Origin of the sequence: Lysinibacillus sp. FSL W7-1291, from assembly GCF_038593415.1 — a bacterium.
Lineage (GTDB): Bacteria > Bacillota > Bacilli > Bacillales_A > Planococcaceae > Lysinibacillus > Lysinibacillus fusiformis_D.
Genome location: NZ_CP151994.1, coordinates 3121668 through 3144522, shown reverse-complemented (window position 1 = coordinate 3144522; position 22855 = coordinate 3121668). Strand labels below are relative to the sequence as shown.

The window sequence follows — 22855 nt, the reverse complement described above, 5'->3', positions numbered from 1 at the left end:
AGCATTCGTTCGCTATATGCTATAATCGAAGACGATGATTGTGAGGGATTATAGATGTATGATTATTTAAAAGGACAAGTAACTCGTATTACACCTGAGTTTATAGTATTAGAACAACAAGGTATTGGCTGGCAACTTCATACGCCCAATCCGTTTGCATTCCGCACATCAGCCCTGGAGCAACAGATATATGTTCATTTGCATGTACGAGAGGATGCACAAGTTTTATATGGTTTCCCTAATCTAGATCAACGTGAGCTATTTCGAAAGCTAATATTAGTATCTGGCATAGGGCCAAAGGGGGCTCTAGCGATTTTAGCTACTGGGAATCCGCAACAGGTTATTAGTGCCATTGAGCGGGAGGACGAAGCGTTTTTAGTGAAGTTCCCTGGGGTTGGGAAAAAAACGGCACGTCAAATGATTCTTGATTTGAAGGGCAAGCTAGGCTCGTTATTAGATACATTGGAGCTTCCTAGTGCAGAACATGAGCTACCATTGTTTGGTGTGAATCCTTATAAGCATGAGCTAGAAGAAGCTATACTGGCGTTAATGGCACTTGGTTATTCTGAAAAAGAGCTCGAAAAAATTCGTCCACAGCTTGAGGACAACGACAAGCTGGAAACGACAGATGCCTTTATGAAACAAGCGTTGCAACTATTGCTAAAAATAAAATAAGGAAAGGAGGGAAGGTGCATGTCTGAACGTATGATGGCAAGTGAGGCAGGTAGCTATGATGAGCAGTTTGAATTATCTTTACGCCCTCAAAAATTAACGCAGTATATTGGGCAACATAAAGTGAAGGAAAACTTACAAATATTCATTGAAGCGGCAAAGCTTCGCCAAGAAAGTTTAGACCATGTGCTGTTATATGGACCTCCGGGACTTGGTAAAACGACATTAGCTGCTGTTATTGCGAATGAGATGAATGTCAATGTACGCATGACGAGTGGCCCTGCAATTGAGCGCCCAGGGGATTTAGCAGCTATTTTAAGTTCACTTGAGCCTGGGGACGTTTTATTTATAGATGAAATTCATCGACTCTCCCGTGCCATTGAAGAAGTGCTATATCCAGCAATGGAGGACTTCTGTTTAGATATTGTGGTGGGGAAAGGTCCAGAAGCACGTTCTGTACGCCTTGATTTACCTCCCTTTACCCTTGTAGGTGCTACAACAAGAGCTGGCGCCTTATCAGCCCCTTTAAGGGATCGCTTTGGTGTGTTACTACGCTTAGAATATTATGATGATCGTTCACTTGCTGAAATTGTGGTGCGAAGTGCTCATTTATTTGAGGTGAAAATTGAGCAAGTAGCGGCAATGGAAATGGCGAGACGCTCACGCGGAACACCTCGAATTGCGAATCGTCTATTAAAACGAGTACGAGATTATGCACAAGTGCTTGGAGATGGTATGATAACGGAGGGTCTTGCACAGCAAGCGCTAGAGCTGTTACAAGTTGATCCTAGAGGGCTTGATCATATCGACCATAAACTTGTAACGAACATGATTGAGCGCTTCCAAGGCGGTCCAGTGGGCTTAGATACGCTTGCGGCATCGATTGGTGAGGAACGGGTTACGATAGAGGATGTATATGAACCTTATTTGATGCAAATTGGCCTTATTCAACGTACACCACGGGGAAGAGTTGCCACACATTTAGCCTATGAACATTTTGGATATGAGTATCCACAACAAACATAAAGAAGGAAGTTTTTTCATGCGTGTAGAAGATTTTGATTTTGAATTACCGGAGGAGCTTATTGCTCAAACGCCATTAATTGATCGTACTGCGAGCCGCTTAATGGTTGTTACACCTGGCGCTACTAAAGTAGAGCACCACCATTTTGCTCACGTTTTAGATGAGCTACATGCTGGAGATTGTCTCGTATTAAATGATACAAGAGTCTTACCTGCTCGCTTAATGGGTGTGAAAGAGGAAACAGGTGCACATATAGAAGTATTGTTATTAAAGCAATTAGCTGGTACAGATGAGTGGGAAACACTTGTAAAACCAGCTAAGCGTGTAAAAGTAGGAACTGTTATCACATTTGGTGAAGGTTTATTAACAGCTACTTGTACAGGAGAGCTTGAACATGGCGGACGTACATTTGACTTTCATTATGATGGCATCTTTTATGAAATATTAGAGCAACTTGGTGAAATGCCGTTGCCTCCATATATTCGTGAAAAACTTGAGGACAAGGATCGTTACCAAACGGTTTATGCCAAAGAACGTGGCTCAGCTGCAGCACCAACAGCGGGACTGCATTTCACGGAGCAATTATTAGAGCAGGTAAAAGCGAAAGGTGTAGAAGTGGTCTTTATCACGCTACATGTGGGTCTCGGCACTTTCCGTCCTGTTAGTGTGGATTCGATTGAAAACCATGAAATGCACGCTGAATTCTATAGTGTGACCGAACAAGCGGCAGATACGATTAATCGTGTTAAGCAAAACGGCGGCAAGGTCATAGCTGTTGGGACAACCTCTACACGTACATTGGAGACAATTGGCTCTAAATATGAGGGGGAAGTGCGAGCAGAACAAGGTTGGACGTCTATTTTCATTTATCCAGGCTACAACTTTACGGTGGTGGATGGGTTAATTACAAACTTCCATTTACCGAAATCAACACTTGTCATGCTTGTTAGTACGCTAGCTACTCGAGAAACTATTTTAAGTGCCTATCAGCAAGCAGTGGAGGAAAAATATCGCTTCTTTAGTTTTGGAGATGCGATGTTTATACGTCCGAAAAAATAATAGTGGATACAATCGAAGTACTGTTTTTACTTCAGATAAGAGAGGATTTTTAGTTTATGACACAACCAGCAATTCGATATGAATTACTTCATACTTGTAAACAAACAGGAGCACGTCTTGGCATCGTCCATACACCACATGGCTCCTTTGAAACACCAGCATTCATGCCAGTGGGCACACAAGCAACTGTTAAAACGATGTCGCCAGAGGAATTAAAAGAAATGAATGCTGGGATCATTTTGTCCAATACGTACCATTTATGGCTTCGTCCAGGCAATGATATTGTCAAGGAAGCAGGCGGACTCCATAAATTTATGAACTGGGATCGTCCTATTTTAACGGATTCAGGTGGTTTCCAAGTGTTCTCCCTAAGTCAATTCCGTAAAATTGAGGAGGAAGGCGTTCATTTCCGTAATCACCTTAATGGAGATAAGCTATTTTTAAGCCCTGAAAAAGCAATGGAAATTCAAAATGATTTAGGGTCTGACATTATGATGGCGTTCGATGAATGTCCACCATTTCCTGCGACACATGATTATATGCTGCAATCAGTTGATCGTACAACACGTTGGGCAAAACGCTGTAAAGAAGCGCATAAGCGTCCAGAGGAGCAAGGTTTGTTTGGGATCATCCAAGGCGGAGAGTATGAGGATTTACGCCGTCGTTCAGCAGAAGCATTAGTGGAATTAGATTTCCCAGGCTACGCAATTGGTGGATTATCTGTTGGTGAACCGAAAGATGTGATGAACCGAGTGTTAGAATTTACGACGCCAATGATGCCTGAAAATAAACCACGTTATTTAATGGGGGTTGGCTCACCAGATTCTTTAATTGATGGAGCAATTCGTGGGATTGATATGTTTGACTGTGTGCTGCCAACACGTATTGCGCGTAATGGTACACTAATGACATCTGAAGGCCGTCTAGTGGTGAAAAATGCTAAGTATGCACGTGATTTTGGTCCAATTGATCCGAATTGTGATTGCTATACATGTAAAAACTATTCTCGTGCTTATGTTCGACACCTTATCCGTACGGAAGAAACGTTTGGTATTCGTTTAACGTCTTATCATAATCTACATTTCCTATTGAAGCTGATGGAACAAGTGCGTGAAGCCATTCGTCAAGACCGCCTTGGTGATTTCCGAGAAGAATTCTTTGAAAAATATGGCTTCAATGGGCCAAATGCTAAGAACTTTTAAGCCATTACGCCTTTCATTTTATGTTACTGAATCGAAATAAAAAAGGTAATGTCAACGGCATAATAAGCAATTTTGTAAGGCGAGGGGTTGATTTCCGTTCCACCAGCGTCCTTTCCAGGGGGCGTCAGATGAGCCGCTTCACTCACTGCGTTCGCTCCAGGGTCTCCTCTATGACGCTAAATCCCCTAGGAGTGACACTGGCTCCACTCCAATCAACCATTCTGCAAAAATGTCTTTTCCTTATCTTTCATACGAGCCGTATTTGTATGATTAGAGAAAGGATAGCCTCTTATTTTCAATGTGGAGAAGTGATGAGTGACAACACCCTTTATAAAGAGTAATGAATACCTTCACTTTATTTGAAGATCTTTGCTAAACAGAAACATTTTTATGGATTGGAGTGGAAGGCTACTTGACTCCGGTGGGATAGCTCGGCGCTCGCCCACAGGAAAGCAAGTAGCCTGCAACGGAAATCCTTTTTCACCTTTCATATAAATTCTATGGATGGTTTTGTTTTTCAACACTATGAAAGGACATTAGGCAGTGCCTAATGTCCTTATACTATGGCAATCGTTTTGTAAAAGCATTCAAATCTTTGTAAAAAGTGAATATTTCTAGCAAAATAATGTCAATCATAGAAAAAATATTAGTAATTGAGAAAATTTTTTGGCTTGTTCATCGCTTTTTATTGGTGGAATAGTCTATACTAAAAAAGTGAGATTTGGAAAGGGGGCAAGATATATTATGGATCAATTATTAGGATTAGCGCCAATATTATTAATGTTCGTTGCAATGTGGTTTATCTTAATCCGTCCAGCTAAAAAAAGACAGCAGGAAACACAAAATATGCAAAGTAGTTTGCAACGTGGAGATAAAGTCATTACAATCGGTGGTCTACATGGTGTCGTAGATGCGATTGAGGACACAGCAGTGACGTTAAAAATCGCTGACAATGTACGAGTGAAATTTGACCGTCAAGCAATTGGGCGAATTGTTAATGACAATCAGTAACAAAAGAGAAAAGGCTTACAATAGGGCATTAGCTATGTTGTAAGTCTTTTTTTACACATGAAGCGAACTCATGGCTAGTTAGCTGTTTTTATTTTATGGATCAATACTTCACCAGAATCTTTGCCGTTTACAGTTATTCTGCTTAACGTAAACAGAGAATCGCCCCTTTTCACATGTTTATTTTGAATAACAAAGGCCATCTTAAAACCAGCTTCTTTTGCTAATTTTATGGTGGATGGTGAATGAATGCCGTAAGGATAGCTAATAGCAATGGGCTCATAGCCAAGTTTTTCTTTTATTATTTTTCGTGAGCGAATAAAATCATTTCTAACTCTTTCTTCGTATGCATGATAACTTTCAAGTTGTCCGTCTACAAAACCTGGTCCATATACCGCACCATTTAGCCTACCGTTTTCTGAAGGTAATTTATAATGCAAATCCCATGTGTGACTCTGAACTGTCATATAATCCTTCATTTCCTTTAACTGCTCCCAGCTCATCTTTGGAATTTCTTTTGGCTGTTGAATTTTTTCATCATTTTCTAGGATTCGGCTTGCAATCACAAAGATTTCTGCATGCATATCGTATTTTTTTAAAACAGGGTATGCTTTTTCATAATTGCTTAAATACCCATCATCAAACGTAATTAATATAGGCTTTGGAGGTAATGGCGTTTGCCCATTTAAGTAATCATATAATTGCTGAACAGAAATGGTATGATATCCTGCACCTTTCAGCGCCCTCATTTGATTTTCAAAATTTTCGGGTGAAATAACTGTAGTATTATTTATATGTTCCTCTAAATGATGATACATAAGAACCGGTATTTCCGGCTCTTGGTATCCGTAAATAGGGGAGGGGCTTATTAGCAACAGCAGCATATAAACAACAACGAAAACAATTATTTTCCTTGTCATGTTCTCACCTTGTTTGTTTTTATAGTCGTTAAGCATTTTGTTCTTTGTTATTGTGTACGAACAAGTGGAGACTATTCCTTGAAAATTGTATAAAAAACAATAAGTAAGGTCACTTTGATAGTATGGGGGTGTTTCTATGGAAGAATATTACCATATTATTTTTCGAACTTGTTTTTTATATGTGTTTATTATCATTGTTTTCCGTTTAATGGGTAAACGAGAAGTAGGAGAATTATCAGTCATAGATTTGGTTGTATTTGTATTGATTGCAGAAGTTGCTGCTTTTGCGCTAGATGACTTTAAAAATCCTCTCTTTAATGCCATACTACCTATCATTATTTTGCTCTTTATTCAAATTTTAAGTGCTTACTTATCGTTAAAGTTCAAAAAAATACGAGATTTAGTGGATGGTGACCCAGCTTTATTAGTAAAAGATGGTGTTATTTTAGAGAGTGAGATGCGAAAACACCGCTATAATTTAGATGATTTATGTCAGCAATTACGAGAAAATGGCGTTGCATCAGTGACAGATGTGGCATTTGCCTATTTAGAGCCATCAGGCAATCTTTCCATCTATAAAAAAGATGAAAAAGCTTTCGTGTATCCACTTATTATCGATGGCGATATTCAAGAAAGACATTTATTGACCATGCATAAAGATGTGGATTGGTTAATGGGTGAGCTAGCTAAAAACAATATAACAAACAGTGAAACGGTATTTTTTTGTATTTGGGAAGACCATAAGCTCCACATCCAATTAAAAGAATCTTAAACCTTCTTCGCTAATTTTTTGATGTAGCGGAAATCAGTGATTCGTAACTGATTGGTAAATAATAAAAAAGTAAACAGTAAAAATAATGTAACACCACTGCTCAAAATAAATGGTAGTGATAAGATTGGAATAAGAAAATACTGTGCGACACAAACGGCAATAAAGCAACTATAAGGTACGACAAACATTCTGAAGCCAGCACGTAGGTTTTTTCTTTGTCTAACAGTTGCGATATGCAGGAAGGACGTCAGTAAAACACCAAAACCAATAGCTACGACGGCTCCTTTTTCCTGAATGCCAGGTTGAGAGGCTAGTACAAACATCACAAATAATTTACCGAGTCCACCATAGATGGAGTTCATCATAGCAGCTTTAGCTTCACCAATCGCTTGTAAGATAGAATGGAGTGGGCTTTGAATATAATAAAAATAAAAAATTGGTGCTAAAATTTTAACGTACCCTCGATTTTCTTCTAGATGGAAGAGCTTCATAGCTAATTCATCACCATGTACAAAGAAATACGTAGCAGCAAAGCAGCCTACTAAGGAAGATAATCTTAGGGAGACCGAAATTCGCTCTTGTAACAGCGGGATGTGCTGTCGAGCGACGGCATCACTCACAGCTGGAATTAGTACAATGGATAAGGCTGTTGATACAAAAGCTGGAAACAATAGTAAGGGTACTAAAACACCAGAGATGACACCATATAAAATAGTAGCAGCAGAAGCGGTTAAACCTGCAACTGTCAAAGCTTTTAAAAAGATAATCGGTTCTAAAAACCAAGTGAAAGAACCAAACAGCTTACTGCCCGCAGAGGGAAGGGCAATACGTAGCATGGGTGATGCAGGGTAGCCTTCGATTTTAGTTTTACGCGTCAATAGTCTCTTTTTCGAAACGATATAATGTAGCCATAAATAGAGGAATGCTACAACCTCAGCAAGAAGTGTAATACCCATTGCAGCAGCAGCAGTAACAGCCGCATTATTGTAATTAGCCACATAAGGCAGCATTAACGTAATGAAGCTAATTCGGACAATTTGCTCAATCATTTGAGCCCAAGCAGTTGGGGTAATTTTAGCTACACCCTGTAAATAAGCACGTAATAACCCAGATCCAACGGACACAGGTACAGCAAAGAGTGCAATCCATAGCGTAAATGTTGTCTGTTCATTATGTAAGAGCGTCGTCGAAATATATGGTATTGTGAGTGCAACGAGTGGCATAAAAATGATCATACCTATGAATGACCAAAGAATGGCCGTACGCATGACACCAAAGATGTTTTCGCGCTTATTTTTTGCTAGTAATTCTGCCACGATTTTAGCTACAGCGATAGGTAGTCCAAGTTGAATGAGTGAGATAAAGAAAATAAATGCTGGATAGACGGTCATATAAATGCCGACAGCCTCTTCACCAGCAATACGCATAAATTGCATTCTATAAAAGAAGCCAAAAAGTTTAGATAAAAAAATCACGAACATTAAAAATAATGTACCTCTTACAAAAGAACTCATGCCATCCGTCCCTTCTCAAGCCGCAAAAATTCATTTACACTATTTGTATGCAAACATGTCTTACGTTACGACTTTGATTGGAGATGATTCAAAATGAGTATGCAATATGAGCAACTATTTGAAAAAATCCGTCCGGCAATTGATAGTAAGATGGCAGAGTTCAAACATTATCAATATGATGCCATTACGGCGGAAGAACTTTGGCGCTACTGTATTGAAAAAAAATGGCGTAAAAAGAAAATCGAACAGCTACGTTTACATGAGGTGATTGCGACCATTTTTGCGGTATCACCATCTGATATTGTCTCATTTAATCAAGTAGAGTTTTTACAAAGTAATAATTGGTTTGAAGAAGTAGGTATGGAAGAATTACAATTACTGCTTGGTCCAGTTAGAACGTAATCAAGGATGTGTCAAATTTTACAATATTTCAAAGAATCCTAAATGTGTTGAATTGACACCAAGCGCAACCTGTTTCATAATAAGTGTGTTGCGCTTTTTTTATTTTGAATAAGTTTTTACTTACATAAGTCTTGAATGCTCTTTTACTTGCATTTGGAAGGCTAGTACCTAATAATACAAAGATAAACTTGCGCGTTATGAACGATTGAATAAGTAGAGCAACCTTTTTGAGGCACAGGTAACACGATTCTAAAGGAAAAGGAGGATTAAACGTTTCAAAAGGTATTGCTAGTTACTTGTTTGGCGTGTAAGGACAGCCCTTACACCAATTCGAGGAGGATTTATTGATGAAACTAAAAAGTCGTATAGTTGCATTCCTATTAATTCTAGTGCTTTTCGCAGCAGGAATTAGTACGACTGTAAACGGCGTCTTAAAGGACATCAAGCTTGGTCTTGACTTACAGGGCGGGTTTGAAGTACTTTACGAGGTAAATGAATTAAAAGATGGTCAAAAAATTACACCTGAAATCGTCACTGCTACGGCAACAGCTCTTGGCAACCGTGTAAATGCTATTGGGGTAAGTGAACCTAGCATTCAAGTTGAGGGAGAAAACCGAATCCGTGTGCAATTAGCAGGTGTTGAAGATCAAGAATCTGCACGTAAGTTATTGTCTACTTCTGCGAATTTAACATTCCGTGATGTTGATGATAATTTATTATTAGATGGAGATGATCTAAAAGAAAATGGAGCAAGTGCTTCCTTTGACCAACAAAATCGCCCAATTGTTTCGCTAAAATTAAAAGATGCGAAAAAATTTGCTGATGTAACAAGTAAGATTGCTGCGAAACCCGCAGGACAAAATTTATTGGTTGTATGGTTAGACTTCGAAGAGGGTGTTGATTCTTATAAAGCGGAATCACAGAAAGCGAAGCCTCGCTATGCATCTGCAGCAACAGTTTCTCAAACATTAAATACAACAGATGTAATGATAAGTGGTAATTTCTCTGTTGAAGAAACAAAAAATCTATCAGGTATTTTAAATGCAGGGGCATTACCTGTTAAACTTGATGAAATTTATTCAACTTCTGTGGGTGCTCAATTTGGTGATGAAGCACTGAAAAGCACTATTTTCGCTGGTATTGTTGGCGTAGTAATCATTTTCTTATTTATGCTATTCTACTATCGTTTACCAGGCTTTATTTCGATCATCACACTTGGTGTATTTACATTCCTAGTACTGGTTGTATTTGATTGGATTAATGCAGTCTTAACGCTTCCTGGTATAGCAGCCATTGTGCTTGGTATAGGAATGGCAGTAGATGCCAATATTTTAGCAGCAGAACGTATTCGAGAAGAATTACGTGTCGGCTACTCGGCGAAGCAAGCCTTCCTACTAGGCTCTAAACAATCTTTATCAGCCATTGTTGATGCACAGCTAACTACATTATTAGCAGCAGGTGTACTATTCTACTTTGGGACAAGCTCTGTTAAAGGATTCGCTACAACATTAATCATTAGTATTTTATTGAGCTTCTTAACAGCAGTGTGGGGCTCACGTGTACTATTAGGTTTACTTGTGAACAGTGGCTATTTCAATAATCCAGCCTGGTATGGTATTGCGAAATCAAAACAACATAGTCTGGATGAAAATATTGGTGCATTAGATTTATCAACAAAATTTGATCGCTTTGACTTTGTACACAATCGTAAGAAATTCTATACATTCTCATTAGCTATTTTAGTGGCTGGTTTAGTTGTTCTTGGTATTTTCCGTCTAAACCTTGGTATTGATTTCTCAAGTGGTACACGTATTCAAATTGAAGCAAATCAAACATTAACAAAAGAAGCAGTGGAAAAATATGTTGATAGCATCGGCTTCCCTTCGGAAGATGTAGTTCTTTCAGGAGAAAAGAGTACCTCAGCGGTTGTACGTTATAAAACCGATTTATCTCAAGCAGAGATTTTGAAATTCCAAAAAGAAACAACTGAGGAATATGGTCATAAACCTACTGTAAGTACAGTATCTCCTACTGTTGGTAAGGAACTTGTGAAAAATGCCATTAAGGCATTATCTCTTGCAGCACTAGGTATTATCATTTATGTGGCTATTCGCTTTGAATGGCGCATGGGGGTCGGGGCAATTGTTTCGCTTCTGCATGATGTATTCTTAATTGTTGCTGTGTTTAGTTTCATGCGTTTAGAGGTAGATATTACGTTTATTGCGGCTGTTTTAACAATTGTTGGTTATTCCATTAATGATACAATCGTTACCTTTGACCGTATGCGTGAAAACTTAGATCGATATGATACCATTAATGACCGTGAAATATTGGCAAATATTGTGAATAAATCGCTACGCCAAACAATGGGACGTTCTGTTAATACAGTGTTAACTGTTATTATCGTTGTTGTATCCCTATTAATTTTTGGTGCACCATCTATTCAAAACTTCTCTATCGCTTTATTGATTGGTTTAATTACAGGTATGTATTCTTCTATCTGTATCGCCGCTCAAATCTGGTATTCATTAAAAATTCGTGAAATGAAAAAATCAGATGGAAAGCTACTCAAGAAAGAGAAAAAACAATGGGGAACTGACGAACCTACAGTATAATTTAGTAAGCAGGGAATAGAAAACGATTCGTTTTCTATTCCCTGCTTTTTTGTAGGCGAGATTGCCGAGTGTATTTATAATTTAAATTGCTGAAGGACTTCTTGGAGCTGTTGCGCATTCTGACTTAATTCCTCAGCAACCGCATTCACTTGCTGCATTGTCGCCACTTGTTCGTCAACAGACTCTGCAATCAGTTGAGAATTGCTAGCTGATTGATTTGAAACATTGGCTGTTTCGGTGACAGAGGCGGCAACCTGCTCGGCACTTGCTGAAATTTCTTCGGATGTGGCAGATATTTCTTCAATTTGCTCTGTAAAGGCTGTGACCGCTGAGGTAATAGAGTAGAAAGCATCTCCTGCCTCGTGAATTTTGGACACGCCGTCCTGTACAGAAGCTAAGCCATGGTCCACTGCATTAGCCACATTGCGCGTATCTGTTAGGATTTCCTTCGTAATGGCAACAATTTGATTAGCAGATTGATTGGATTCCTCTGCTAGTTTACGCACTTCATCAGCTACAACGGCAAAGCCTTTACCATGTTCTCCAGCTCTTGCTGCTTCAATGGCCGCATTGAGTGCAAGTAAATTTGTTTGTTCTGAAATGGCTGTAATGACGGTTGTAATTTGTCCGATTTCTTCCGATTGCTTACTTAGCTTTTGGGTCAATGTGGCAATTTCAGAGGTAGCCACAGAAATGATATTCATTTGTTCTTTCGCTGTTGAAATCGTTGCTCCGCCTGTATGGGCTAGTTGGCGCATACTCTCTGTATTGTGGTGAAGACTATGTGTCGCCTCAGCAATGCGTTGAACACCTGCTGCTGTTTCATCCATTGCCACAGCACTTTGCTGCGAGGTACGAGCGGAAGAAGTGAGAGATGTTGCGTTTTCTTGAATTCTTTGTGCAATATCATCGGATGTTGCCGTTACTTCCTCTGTGCTCGCAGTAAGCTCTTCAGAGACAGCTGATAAATGGGATGCACTATCTTGGATGTTCGTCATCAGACCAGCTAGACTTTGTTTTAATGTATTGACTGCACCCGCAAGTATGCCAATTTCATCTTTTGTCTGATGGTCAAGCTCAGCGATTGTTAAATCTCCTTGTGCTAATGTGTCTGCTGCTTCAGTGACCTTCCGTAATGGCTGAACAATGGAGTTTTTAACAAAATACATAAAATATATACCAATAATAATACTAGCAATTAGTAGACTAATGGAAATAATAAGAGCACGTGAAACGGTATGGTTCACTTCTTGATCGACCTTTTGAAGCTGCTCATCATGATAAGCTAATAAATCAGTTGTTAGCTTGAAAATTTCCTTATTGTATTTTGTGACATCGTTATTTATGTAAGTGAGAGCTAAATCCGTATTGCCACTATTAAACGCTTGCAAGGCTTTCGCTGAAGAGGCTAGTAACTCGTTTTGTAATGCAGTGACTTGTTGCATAATATCTTTTGTATAATCAGAGCGAACAAGACCAGAAAGTTCTTGAACTGTTTCAGGTAAAAGTTTGTGATAACGCTCTAAATTGTCCCGAGCTGCTTCATCCTTATTATTTAAAACATAGGAGCGTAAAAATAAACCTTGAGACGCAAGTTGTTGCTGTATATTCTCCGTTAATTGAATTTGAACAATACGATGCTTCAATACTTCCTCTAAATCATTTTGTGTTGTTTTGAATTGAAGAAATGATAAGATGCTTGAAATGAATAGTAAACAGGTTAAAGAAATGAAGCCTAAATTTAATTTTTTGCGAACGGACATATACGTTCCTACTTTCTATATATTATATGGAAAAAATTATTGTTCTGAAATTACTATAACTTGATATATTTACATGGTCAATACTCAGAAAATATTCAATAGTAAGGAATCCTTTTCCCTTTTAAGGCCTTTTTGAAGGATAATATACCTACATAAAAAGTTCTTACGAAAACATAAATTTCAATCTTTTTCTTCAGAATTAATTGACAATTAAATTGGTTTGGCATAGAATTAAGGCTAACTTTTTGTTCGGTCAAGGTAGAAGGCTTCGGGAGCGAGGTCAGCCTAAGAACAGATGAGCTGAGTTTAGATGAGAATAGCTGAGAAATTGTTGAATAAGAGTAGTAGCATAGGTATGTAATTTAGAGAGTCAGTGGGTGGTGTGAACTGATTTACAGCTTATGTGAATGGACTTATGAGAGTCGCTTTTAAAAGCGAACGTGATTCCCCACGTTATAGGGGTGCTTTGAATGTATGGCTAAAATGAAGCTGGTCATCATAGAAAGCACAAAAGTGAGAGCATATGCTCTAATATGAGGTGGCAACGCGGTCATGATCGTCCTCTGCAATTAGGAATAATCCTTTTTGCAGAGGGCTTTTTTTATTTTGCTTCAGCATTCGTCTAGACATTAGCAAAAGGAATTTTTGAAAAGGAGCTTATAAGCTATGCAAACAACGAGTTCAAGAACAAAAATGAAAACTATCAATGGCGATTCTTTAACACCTATTTTAATTTTCAGACGTTTACAGGGGAAATATAAATTTTTGCTGGAGAGCTCTGCACAGCATGAGGGAGCAGGCAGATTTTCATTTATTGGTGCGAATCCACGAAAAACCTATAAAGGTGTGGGACAAGAAATTCAGGAGATATCCTATAAAACGGGAAAAACATATGTGCATAAAGGGGAGCTCTTTGTCCTCCTTAAACGACTTATGCCACGTATCTCTAATACGACACAATTTCCGTTTTCAGGAGGTGCTGTCGGATATATAGGTCATGGCGGAACGACAATGTTCGCTGACGAGAAAATAGGGCTTCCTGATGCGCACTTCCATGTGTATGAAACGATCATTGTGTTCGATCATTTAACAGATGAAGTGACACTGATTCATACAAATATTGATGCGGAAAAACAGCAACCTGATTTGGAAGTGCTGGCCCAACAATTATTAAATGGTGATGCTTATGACGAAGCAACTTATCATTATCACGCAATAGAAAAGGCAACGGATGAATCCTTTGCAGCAGAGTTACAGGCGATGCAAACCAAGTTAAATGATGACATAACAAGGGTAGTACTGCCTAAGCGTTATGTAGCAAATTTTCAAGGTGATGCGTTTTCCTTATACAGACAGCTACGCAAAAAAAAACCTGCACCCTATATGTATTATGTAGAGTTTGAGGATCACGTTATATTAGGCACTTCTCCTGACAGCCTTATACGAGTGAAGGGGGAGCGAGTGATAGCCACACCAACGGAGGGCACCTATCCACGTGGGGAGACTAAAAGTGAAGACCTAAAAAATGAGCGCACATTATATGAACAAACGGACATTCGAAATTCACATGCAATACTCGTTAGTGCCATTCAGCAAAAATTACAGTCTGTTTGTTTTCGAGACTCTGTTCAGGTCATTGAGGCCATGCGTATTGAAAGGTCAAAACAGGCATTGCACTTGACGTCGAGAGTAGAAGGTCGGCTTTTACCTATGTTGCACGCTCTGGATGTACTGGCAGTAACAATCCCACCATTTTCAGTTACAGGGATTTCTCAGAAGCAGGTGACACGTTACTTAGAGAATGGGTCACACATGGCAGGTATTTTTGGTGATGCTCTTGGTTTTATTGGATTCAATGGCCATTTGGATTTTGCTTTAACAGCGCAATCCATTGTAGTTGAACATGAAACGATGTATATGCAATCTACAATAACAATGACTAAATATACGAATATCCCTAACGTGTTACAGCAAGTGCAAGAGGAAGAAAGAGATTTTTTACAGTTATTGGTTAACGATGGAGGGCGAAACTGATGGAACAATTACAACGGAAAGTAGTGCAAGGTGAACATCTGATGTATGAGGAAATGCTAAAGGTCGCGCAATGGTTATTTCAGGATGAGACACCTAAAGAGGAAATCGCCAGTTTTTTAACGGCTTTAGCTGTGAAAGGGGAAACAGCACACGAGGTAGCAGCATTAGCAACCATTATGCGTTCTTTTGCACGTGATGTAGCTGTAAAAGAAGACGACTATATGGATAATTGTGGTACGGGTGGAGATGGTCTTCATACCTTCAACATTAGTACAGCCTCTGCTTTTGTACTAGCTGGAGCAGGTGTCAAAATGGCAAAGCATGGGAATCGTAAAATATCTTCATCCTCGGGTAGCTCAGATGTGTTGGAGGCATTAGGTATTCATACAGCTATTTCCATACCTCAAACGATTGAATTGCTAGAGAAAGAAGGAATTGCTTTTATCTATGCACCGAATGTTCATCCAAAATTAAAGCGAATTGGCGAAGTTCGTCGTTCATTAGGAAAACCAACGATTTTTAATCTAGTCGGTCCTTTAACCAATCCAGTACCATTATTTACGCAATTCACAGGTATTAATCGTCCTGATTTTGTCATGGAATATGCCTCAGTCCTACAGATGCTGGGGCGGGAGCGAGCCATTGTTGTTTCAGGTCCTAAGGGGCTTGATGAGGCTTCCTTAGCAGGACAAAATACATTGGTCCTAGTAGATAGAGGAGATTTAATTCCCTTCTCCTTGTCGGCTGAAGATGTTGGTCTTCAAGCAGCACCTTTAGAAGCTATCCGTGGTGGCAATGCAGATGACAATGCGGTCATTATGAAAAAAATATTGGCTGGAGAGCACAGTGCGTACTTAGATACGGTGTTATTAAATACGGGTATTGGCTTATTCGGTTATGGTCAAGCAGAAACCATTAAAGAAGGTGTCGCGATGGCGAAGGAAAGTATTTTTAGTGGGAGAGCATTGAAAAAATTGGAAGCAGTTATTACTTACAGTGAACAAATGAAAGAAGTGGAGGTAGGGCAATGAATATACTCTATAAAATTCTGCAGCAAAAGAAAATTGAGATAGGTGCTTTATTAGAGCAGCCAGATCCTTTAGCAAATTTTACAGAAAAGTCACGACCCTCATTAGTCGAAACATTACGTCAAGCTACAACATTACAGGTCATTGCTGAAATGAAACGTGCTTCGCCCTCCAGGGGGGTCATCGCTGGTGCGGCAGATCCAGTTGCTCAAGCACAGGTCTATGCACAGGCAGGAGCAGCAGCTATTTCTGTTTTAACAGATAAGGCGTTTTTTAAAGGCTCCTTTGAAGATTTAGCGGCAGTTGCTCATGTTGTTGACACGCCTCTTCTTTGTAAGGATTTTATGATAGATCGGGTGCAGATTCGATTTGCGAAGGCAGCAGGTGCCTCTATTATTTTATTAATTGTGGCGGCCTTAACGGATGACGCTTTACGCGACTTATATAGTTATGCAACGGGCTTAGGCCTAGAAGTTTTAGTGGAAGTACACGATACAGAGGAGCTTGAACGTGCTCTTGCAGTAGATGCAAAGTTGATTGGTGTCAATAATCGGGATTTACGTACCTTTGAGGTTAGTCTACAACGGACAAAAGAAATTGCCGAAGTTTTCCCATTCAGTGAGCAACGTATATTAATTAGTGAAAGTGGTATTTGGTCACAGGAAGATGCCAATCAAGTTGCCACAATGGGAGCTAGTGGCGTTCTTGTAGGGGAGGCATTGATGCGCAGTGAAGACGCGGGGCAAGCACTACAATGTTTACAGGTACTAAAGGAGGCAGCTTCTATATGACAAAAGTCAAAATTTGTGGATTACAAGAACAAGAACATGTCAAAACAGCTATTCATGCTGGCGCAGATGCCATTGGTTTTGTTTTTGCACCAAGTAAACGTCGTGTAACTGTTGAGCAAGCCCAACAGTTAGCGAAGGAGGTGCCACGAGGTGTTTTGAAAATAGGTGTCTTTGTCAATCCCACACCAGCTGAATTAAAGGAAGCGGTAGAGCGCGTGCCTTTAGACTATGTGCAATATCATGGAGAGGAAACGCCAGCATTTATTCAGGAGCAAGGCTACCCAGCCATTAAGGCATTGTCGATACGAGGAAGAGAGGATGTTCAAGCAGCTGTTCATTATCAGGTGGATTATTATTTATTTGATGCGCCTGGAACAGATTTTAAAGGTGGTAGCGGTCATACTTTTGATTGGACGTTACTTGAGGAAGTAGGTATTCCAAGAGAGAAATTATTATTAGCGGGTGGTCTCAATGTGGACAATATTGAAGCGGCCATTTCAAGTGTTGCTCCTGTAATGGTGGATGTATCAAGTGGCGTGGAAACAGACGGAGTCAAAGATTCTATAAAAATACAGGCATTTTTGCAGGCAGTAAAGAGGGGGAGCGAATAATGGGAAATTCAATCGCATTTAATGTACCGACTAAGGAAGGTCGTTACGGACAATTTGGTGGACGTTATGTGCCAGAAACATTAATGACAGCTTTACTAGAATTAGAAACAGCTTATGAAGAAGCGATGAAGGATTCAATGTTTACAGAGGAGCTATCCTATTATTTACAGGAGTATGTAGGGCGAGAAACCCCACTCTATTACGCAGAAAATTTAACGAGCGCACTTGGAGGAGCTAAGATTTATTTAAAGCGTGAAGATTTAAATCATACAGGTGCACATAAAATTAACAATGCGATTGGGCAGGCGCTTCTTGCCAAACGCATGGGCAAAAAGAAAATTGTTGCTGAAACAGGTGCAGGACAGCATGGTGTGGCAACGGCTACTGCTTGTGCCTTATTAAATCTAGAATGTGTTGTTTTTATGGGTGCGGAAGATATGAAACGTCAGCAGTTAAATGTTTTTCGCATGGAGTTGCTTGGCACAAAGGTTCAATCGGTGGAAAGTGGTTCTAAAACTTTAAAGGATGCTGTGAATGCAGCGCTACGTTATTGGGTGACAAATGTTGAGGATACGCATTATATTTTAGGCTCTGCCCTAGGACCTCACCCATTTCCTAAAATCGTTCGAGACTTTCAGCGTGTCATTGGGGTAGAAACGAGAAAGCAAATTTTGCAAAAGGAAGGTCGTTTACCTGATGCTGTTGTGGCTTGTATTGGTGGCGGCAGTAATGCAATTGGTATGTTTCATCCGTTCGTAGATGATGCATCAGTCGCTTTATATGGTGTAGAGGCGGCAGGGAGTGGTCTTGAAACAGGGAAACACGCTGCGGCAATTGCAGGTGGACAATTAGGTGTATTGCATGGTGCCTACATGTATTTATTACAGGATGAAAATGGCTTTGTCCAAGAAGCACATTCGATTTCCGCGGGGTTAGATTATCCGGGAAAAGGGCCAGAACATTGTTATTTACATGATATCGGTCGAGCGCAGTTTGACGCCATCACAGATGCTGAGGCACTAGAAGGCTTACAATTGTTAAGTCGAACAGAGGGGATACTTCCTGCGCTTGAAAGTTCCCATGCTATTGCTTACACAGCAAAACTTGCTAAAACCATGCCGAAAGACCAGATCATTGTAGTGTGCTTGTCTGGTCGCGGAGATAAGGATGTACACACGGTTAGGGCGGTACTAGGAGGAGATGGCAAATGACGACGTTACAACAAGCAATTGAACAAGCAAAGGTAGCAGGAAACAAAGCCTTTATTCCGTATATCATGGCAGGTGATGGAGGGCTAGAAACGATCAAGCCAACCATCCTAACACTACAGCAGCTAGGTGTGACAGCTATTGAAGTAGGTATCCCCTTTACAGACCCTGTTGCAGATGGGCCAACAATTGAGCGGGCAGGAGAACGTGCACTCGCAGCTGGCGTAACATTAACGAAGGTATTGCAAACGCTCACTTCATTTAGAGATGAAATCACGGTACCTCTAGTTGTCATGACTTATTTCAATCCAGTGTTAGCGTATGGCTTAGAGGCTTTTGCAAAAGCCTGTGTAGCTGGGGGCGTTAAGGGAATAATCGTACCAGATGTTCCATTAGAAGAAAGTGCTCTATTACGGGAGGCATTAAACCCATATACCATTGATGTTGTTCAACTTGTCTCTTTAACAAGTCCTCCTGAGCGTATTGCTCATATTGCAGCAGCTAGTCAGGGCTTCGTTTATGCTGTGACTGTGAATGGAATTACAGGGGCAAGGTCCCGTTTTGCTGCAAACTTAGAGCAGCATTTTGCAAGTCTACGTCAAGCAAGTTCAATCCCTGTGCTTGCAGGCTTTGGTATTTCAACACCTGAGCAAGTGAAAAGGATGGGGTCATTGGGAGATGGAGTTATTGTTGGTAGTGCTATTGTAACAGCATTGCATGAAGAAGATATGACCACCGTAGCAGCATTAGTGGCCGCTTCAAAAGGTGTATTCGAGAAGTCTACTCTATAGAGTAGGCTTTTTTGCTGCTAGATGGATAGTAAGTTTAAACTGATGGATTAATCAGTAAAAGGGGCGGATAGAAATTTTCACATTGATGGATAAAACTATCAATCTAACGGATAGTGCGTATCCAATAGAATTTCGGTATAATAGCTTTCGTAAGGAAGTGAGAAGATGATTCTATCGAAAAAAAGATGGCAGGTGGAGCGTCCAGATGCCACACTTGTACAAGCATTACAAAATGACTTACAACTTTCCGCGATTGCTGCAAAAATTTTAGCAGCACGAGGCTGTGAAACTACGGCTGAAGCAGAAAGCTTATTAAATATGACTGAAGCAAATGTCCATGACCCATTTCTTATGTACGGTATGGCTGAAGCAGTAGCACGAATTGAGCAAGCATTAGAAAATGGGCAGAAGATTTTAGTCTATGGCGATTATGATGCCGATGGTGTCACAAGCACGACTGTTATGCTAAATGTTTTACTAGATCTTGGAGCGGATGTATCCTTTAAAATCCCCAATCGTTTTATCCATGGTTATGGTCCACATGAGGCATTATTTCGTGAAGCATATGAAGAGGGTGTACAGTTAATCATAACAGTAGATAACGGGATATCTGGTATCGAACCTGTTCGAGTGGCTAAAGAGCTTGGCATGGATGTCATTGTGACAGATCACCATGAGCCAGGTGAGGAACTACCGCCAGCAGATATTATTCTTCATCCTCGATTACCAGAAGGTCATTATCCGTTTGGAGAGCTAGCTGGAGTAGGTGTAGCCTTTAAGTTAGCACATGCTTTATATGGTGAACTACCAATTCATTTAATGGAATTGGTGGCGATTGGAACTGTAGCTGATTTAGTTCCTTTAGTGGATGAAAATCGCTATCTCGTGAAGCGAGGTATACAGGAAATGCGTCGTTCCCTTAGTCCATGGGTACAAGCAATGTGTGATATAGCCAGTACAGAGCAGGCAAAAATTACGGAAGAGACAATTGGCTTTTATTTTGGTCCTCGATTAAATGCTGTTGGTCGACTCGGAGAAGCAGCTCCAGGAGTCGAGTTATTAATGGCAGATGATAGTGCTAAAGCAAGCGCATTGGCAAAGCAGCTTAATGCCTGCAATACAGAGCGCAAAGATATTGTGAAAAGCATTACAGATGAGGCCATTGCACTTATTGAATCGGATGAAAAAATCGGCAATTCCTTAGTTCTTGTTGTGGCGGGGGAAGGCTGGAATGCAGGCGTTGTTGGAATAGTTGCCTCACGACTTGTTGAGCAGTACTATCGTCCAACCATTGTCCTTTCACTTGATCCTGAAAAGGGCACAGCAAAGGGTTCCGCTCGAAGCATTGAAGGCTTCCATCTATATAATGAACTAGCTAAAAACCGAGATATTTTACCGCATTTTGGTGGACATCCTATGGCCGCAGGCATGACCTTATCGTTAGAGCATGTGGATGAACTACGTACACGCTTGGATGCACAGGCAAGAGAATGTTTAACAGAGGAGCAATTAACACCAATCGTCCATATTGATATTCCGTTAAGCATCGATGAAGTTTCAGCAGATGCTATTGAAGAAATTTCAGCACTAGGACCATTTGGAACAGATTTTCCAAAGCCTGTTTACGTACTTGAGGATGTTGAAATCTCATCTATGCGTAAAATTGGAGCAGCTGAGAATCATATTAAAATGGAATTAACAAATGGCTATGATAAATTAGATAGTGTCGGCTTTAATAAAGGGCATTTACATGATGAATTAACGTATGGCATTAAAGTATCCTTTATAGGCGATTTACAAATTAATGAATGGCAGGGACGTAAAAAAGCCCAATTTATGATCGAGGATGTCCAAACAACGGAATGGCAGCTATTTGATATTCGTGGTATCCGTCAAACTGCGCGTTGGCTTAATACGGTACCGAAGGATGAGGCACAGTTTATTGCCTTTCATCCAGCAACGATGGCGTATTATCAATCATTGATTGGTGCTCCTATTACAGTAGTTGACCCAGCACTATCCAATGTGGAACAAAGTGATTATATTGTGCTCTTAGATTTGCCACAACAAGTTCAAAGACTAGAAGAGGTGTTACAGAAGACGACACCTTCACGTATTTATGCGCATTTTTATATGCCTGATTCGCAATACTTTAGTGGTTTACCTACTCGTGAGCAATTTTCTTGGTATTATAAATTTTTGAAAAATCGACCAGCCTTTCCGCTTGATATGCATATAGCAGATTTAGCAAAGCATACAGGTTGGCCATTGGATGTATTAAAATTTATGACACAGGTGTTTTTTGAGCTTGGTTTTGTTAAAATGGAGAGTGGACTGACGACTGTCAACGTGAATGCCCCAAAACAAGCACTAACAGAGGCACCGTCTTACAAACAACGTTCAGAACAGATTGAGATGGAGCAAAAGCTTGTCTATGCTCCTTATATAGAATTAAAACAATGGTTTGATGAACGATTAACATAAACGGACGTACAGCGTTTCGTAGGAGGAGCAATAACATGGATTTAAAGCAATATGTTACAACAGTTGAAAACTGGCCGAAAGAGGGCATTAGCTTCAGAGATATTACAACAATTATGGATAATGGACCAGCATATAAATATGCAACAGACCAAATTGTAGAATATGCAAAAGAAGTGGGAGCTGAAATTGTAGTTGGCCCTGAGGCTCGTGGTTTTATCATCGGTTGCCCAGTTGCCTATGCACTTGAAATTGGCTTTGCACCTGTTCGTAAACCAGGTAAATTACCACGTGAGGTTATTAGTGCAGACTATGGTCTTGAATATGGTCAAGATACGTTAACAATGCATCATGATGCGATTAAGCCTGGTCAAAAGGTTTTAATCTGTGATGATTTACTAGCAACGGGTGGGACAGTTGAAGCAACTGTTCGTTTAGTAGAAGAATTAGGTGGTCAGGTAGTAGGCTGTGCCTTCCTAATCGAACTTTTAGAATTAAATGGTCGTGCAAAGCTTGGAGATTTAAATATTAAAACACTTATTCAATATTAAGAGAAAGCGTCTACCATAGTGGGCACTTCAGATTGTAGACAAACTCAAGAAATTACGAGTTTGCCTACAGTCTTTTTCTTTTACAATGAAATAAAGTAAAGACGATACGGGCCGAGCTGCTTTCCTCGCTCCATCCAACTTTTTCCCTATTACTGTGTTGATTAACCGTAAACTTTTAAGCTGATGAAAGCTGAAGACGGAAAATTAAATCAATAAACATGAACAATTAGAAATGGTAACGGTTAATCAATTTATATCATTTGAGCGAAAATTAGAGGCTGCTATTTACCCTTTAGTAGAAACGACTTACTAAGCTTATGGATGCCCAAATATTAATCATGCCACTCTATATTTGGTAAGTAATTAGAAGAAAAAATGACAACAGCCATCGAGGTGAACTTTTCGATGG

General features: G+C 39.9%; 19 protein-coding genes and 1 other annotated feature. Of the genes, 16 read left to right on the top strand and 3 right to left on the bottom strand.

Annotation, left to right across the window (positions count from 1 at the left end; all coding sequences use genetic code 11):
• Positions 1 to 54 precede the first annotated feature (54 nt).
• The 5 genes from ruvA (at position 55) to yajC (ending at position 4968) form a co-directional block, all read left to right on the top strand.
• Complete coding sequence (gene ruvA / locus NST76_RS15225; protein ID WP_058843999.1) at positions 55 to 675, top strand: Holliday junction branch migration protein RuvA; 621 nt, start codon at positions 55 to 57, stop codon at positions 673 to 675.
• A gap of 18 nt (positions 676 to 693) precedes the next feature.
• Positions 694 to 1698, top strand: a complete 1005-nt coding sequence (gene ruvB, locus NST76_RS15220) for a Holliday junction branch migration DNA helicase RuvB (RefSeq protein WP_036124152.1) — start codon at positions 694 to 696, stop codon at positions 1696 to 1698.
• A gap of 16 nt (positions 1699 to 1714) precedes the next feature.
• Complete coding sequence (queA, locus tag NST76_RS15215) at positions 1715 to 2755, top strand: tRNA preQ1(34) S-adenosylmethionine ribosyltransferase-isomerase QueA (protein ID WP_036124157.1); 1041 nt, start codon at positions 1715 to 1717, stop codon at positions 2753 to 2755.
• Between the two features lie 56 nt (positions 2756 to 2811).
• The gene (gene tgt / locus NST76_RS15210) at positions 2812 to 3957 is read left to right on the top strand and encodes a tRNA guanosine(34) transglycosylase Tgt (RefSeq protein WP_036124159.1); all 1146 of its coding nucleotides are present in this window, start codon (positions 2812 to 2814) and stop codon (positions 3955 to 3957) included.
• A gap of 744 nt (positions 3958 to 4701) precedes the next feature.
• Complete coding sequence (yajC, locus tag NST76_RS15205; RefSeq protein WP_036124438.1) at positions 4702 to 4968, top strand: preprotein translocase subunit YajC; 267 nt, start codon at positions 4702 to 4704, stop codon at positions 4966 to 4968.
• A 74-nt stretch (positions 4969 to 5042) separates the two neighbouring features.
• On the opposite strand, the gene NST76_RS15200 is transcribed toward yajC, so the two are convergent.
• Positions 5043 to 5921, bottom strand: coding sequence for a polysaccharide deacetylase family protein (locus tag NST76_RS15200; protein ID WP_342503567.1), 879 nt, complete (start codon positions 5919 to 5921; stop codon positions 5043 to 5045).
• Positions 5922 to 6021: 100 nt separating this feature from the next.
• On the opposite strand from NST76_RS15200, the gene NST76_RS15195 reads away from it, so the two are divergent.
• Positions 6022 to 6657, top strand: a complete 636-nt coding sequence (locus NST76_RS15195; protein WP_036124431.1) for a DUF421 domain-containing protein — start codon at positions 6022 to 6024, stop codon at positions 6655 to 6657.
• Here NST76_RS15195 and NST76_RS15190 read toward each other — a convergent pair.
• Positions 6654 to 8171, bottom strand: coding sequence for an oligosaccharide flippase family protein (locus NST76_RS15190; protein WP_036124428.1), 1518 nt, complete (start codon positions 8169 to 8171; stop codon positions 6654 to 6656). The genes NST76_RS15195 and NST76_RS15190 overlap by 4 nt on opposite strands.
• Positions 8172 to 8264: 93 nt before the next feature.
• On the opposite strand from NST76_RS15190, the gene NST76_RS15185 reads away from it, so the two are divergent.
• Both NST76_RS15185 and secDF read left to right on the top strand, forming a co-directional pair.
• Positions 8265 to 8573 (top strand): post-transcriptional regulator, encoded by a 309-nt coding sequence (locus NST76_RS15185; RefSeq protein ID WP_036124425.1) that lies wholly within the window; start codon positions 8265 to 8267, stop codon positions 8571 to 8573.
• Between the two features lie 347 nt (positions 8574 to 8920).
• Complete coding sequence (gene secDF / locus NST76_RS15180; protein ID WP_342544105.1) at positions 8921 to 11188, top strand: protein translocase subunit SecDF; 2268 nt, start codon at positions 8921 to 8923, stop codon at positions 11186 to 11188.
• A gap of 74 nt (positions 11189 to 11262) precedes the next feature.
• On the opposite strand, the gene NST76_RS15175 is transcribed toward secDF, so the two are convergent.
• Entirely contained in the window at positions 11263 to 12951 is a 1689-nt protein-coding gene (locus NST76_RS15175; RefSeq protein WP_342544103.1) for a methyl-accepting chemotaxis protein, read from the bottom strand.
• 322 nt (positions 12952 to 13273) lie between these two features.
• Positions 13274 to 13518, top strand: a binding site (T-box leader).
• Between the two features lie 99 nt (positions 13519 to 13617).
• Here NST76_RS15175 and NST76_RS15170 point away from each other — a divergent pair.
• From NST76_RS15170 to NST76_RS15135, 8 genes are all read left to right on the top strand, one after another.
• Positions 13618 to 14985 (top strand): chorismate-binding protein, encoded by a 1368-nt coding sequence (locus tag NST76_RS15170; RefSeq protein WP_342544101.1) that lies wholly within the window; start codon positions 13618 to 13620, stop codon positions 14983 to 14985.
• Positions 14985 to 16016 (top strand): anthranilate phosphoribosyltransferase, encoded by a 1032-nt coding sequence (gene trpD, locus NST76_RS15165; protein WP_089934892.1) that lies wholly within the window; start codon positions 14985 to 14987, stop codon positions 16014 to 16016. The genes NST76_RS15170 and trpD overlap by 1 nt, the downstream gene beginning before the upstream one ends.
• Entirely contained in the window at positions 16013 to 16804 is a 792-nt protein-coding gene (gene trpC, locus NST76_RS15160; protein ID WP_342544100.1) for an indole-3-glycerol phosphate synthase TrpC, read from the top strand. The genes trpD and trpC overlap by 4 nt, the downstream gene beginning before the upstream one ends.
• The gene (locus NST76_RS15155; RefSeq protein WP_342544099.1) at positions 16801 to 17415 is read left to right on the top strand and encodes a phosphoribosylanthranilate isomerase; all 615 of its coding nucleotides are present in this window, start codon (positions 16801 to 16803) and stop codon (positions 17413 to 17415) included. The genes trpC and NST76_RS15155 overlap by 4 nt, the downstream gene beginning before the upstream one ends.
• Positions 17415 to 18626 carry a tryptophan synthase subunit beta gene (trpB, locus tag NST76_RS15150; RefSeq protein WP_271910518.1) on the top strand — a complete coding sequence of 404 codons (1212 nt, stop codon included), beginning with the start codon at positions 17415 to 17417 and terminating at the stop codon, positions 18624 to 18626. The genes NST76_RS15155 and trpB overlap by 1 nt, the downstream gene beginning before the upstream one ends.
• A complete protein-coding gene (trpA, locus tag NST76_RS15145) occupies positions 18623 to 19414 on the top strand; it encodes a tryptophan synthase subunit alpha (RefSeq protein ID WP_089934884.1) in 792 nt (263 codons plus the stop codon). Before trpB ends, trpA begins: the two co-directional genes overlap by 4 nt.
• A 165-nt stretch (positions 19415 to 19579) precedes the next feature.
• Positions 19580 to 21898 carry a single-stranded-DNA-specific exonuclease RecJ gene (gene recJ, locus NST76_RS15140; RefSeq protein WP_101966517.1) on the top strand — a complete coding sequence of 773 codons (2319 nt, stop codon included), beginning with the start codon at positions 19580 to 19582 and terminating at the stop codon, positions 21896 to 21898.
• Between the two features lie 35 nt (positions 21899 to 21933).
• On the top strand, positions 21934 to 22446 hold the full coding sequence (locus NST76_RS15135; RefSeq protein WP_036124410.1) for an adenine phosphoribosyltransferase: 513 nt from the start codon (positions 21934 to 21936) through the stop codon (positions 22444 to 22446).
• Positions 22447 to 22855: the final 409 nt, after the last annotated feature.

Coding starts and splice junctions, on each gene's coding strand:
- NST76_RS15200 (WP_342503567.1), bottom strand. CDS start 5,921: ATGCTTAACGACTATAAAAACAAACAAGGTGAGAACATGACAAGGAAA.
- trpA (WP_089934884.1), top strand. CDS start 18,623: ATGACGACGTTACAACAAGCAATTGAACAAGCAAAGGTAGCAGGAAAC.
- ruvB (WP_036124152.1), top strand. CDS start 694: ATGTCTGAACGTATGATGGCAAGTGAGGCAGGTAGCTATGATGAGCAG.
- queA (WP_036124157.1), top strand. CDS start 1,715: ATGCGTGTAGAAGATTTTGATTTTGAATTACCGGAGGAGCTTATTGCT.
- NST76_RS15185 (WP_036124425.1), top strand. CDS start 8,265: ATGAGTATGCAATATGAGCAACTATTTGAAAAAATCCGTCCGGCAATT.
- ruvA (WP_058843999.1), top strand. CDS start 55: ATGTATGATTATTTAAAAGGACAAGTAACTCGTATTACACCTGAGTTT.
- secDF (WP_342544105.1), top strand. CDS start 8,921: ATGAAACTAAAAAGTCGTATAGTTGCATTCCTATTAATTCTAGTGCTT.
- recJ (WP_101966517.1), top strand. CDS start 19,580: ATGATTCTATCGAAAAAAAGATGGCAGGTGGAGCGTCCAGATGCCACA.
- NST76_RS15190 (WP_036124428.1), bottom strand. CDS start 8,171: ATGAGTTCTTTTGTAAGAGGTACATTATTTTTAATGTTCGTGATTTTT.
- NST76_RS15135 (WP_036124410.1), top strand. CDS start 21,934: ATGGATTTAAAGCAATATGTTACAACAGTTGAAAACTGGCCGAAAGAG.
- NST76_RS15195 (WP_036124431.1), top strand. CDS start 6,022: ATGGAAGAATATTACCATATTATTTTTCGAACTTGTTTTTTATATGTG.
- tgt (WP_036124159.1), top strand. CDS start 2,812: ATGACACAACCAGCAATTCGATATGAATTACTTCATACTTGTAAACAA.
- trpD (WP_089934892.1), top strand. CDS start 14,985: ATGGAACAATTACAACGGAAAGTAGTGCAAGGTGAACATCTGATGTAT.
- NST76_RS15155 (WP_342544099.1), top strand. CDS start 16,801: ATGACAAAAGTCAAAATTTGTGGATTACAAGAACAAGAACATGTCAAA.
- NST76_RS15170 (WP_342544101.1), top strand. CDS start 13,618: ATGCAAACAACGAGTTCAAGAACAAAAATGAAAACTATCAATGGCGAT.
- yajC (WP_036124438.1), top strand. CDS start 4,702: ATGGATCAATTATTAGGATTAGCGCCAATATTATTAATGTTCGTTGCA.
- NST76_RS15175 (WP_342544103.1), bottom strand. CDS start 12,951: ATGTCCGTTCGCAAAAAATTAAATTTAGGCTTCATTTCTTTAACCTGT.
- trpC (WP_342544100.1), top strand. CDS start 16,013: ATGAATATACTCTATAAAATTCTGCAGCAAAAGAAAATTGAGATAGGT.
- trpB (WP_271910518.1), top strand. CDS start 17,415: ATGGGAAATTCAATCGCATTTAATGTACCGACTAAGGAAGGTCGTTAC.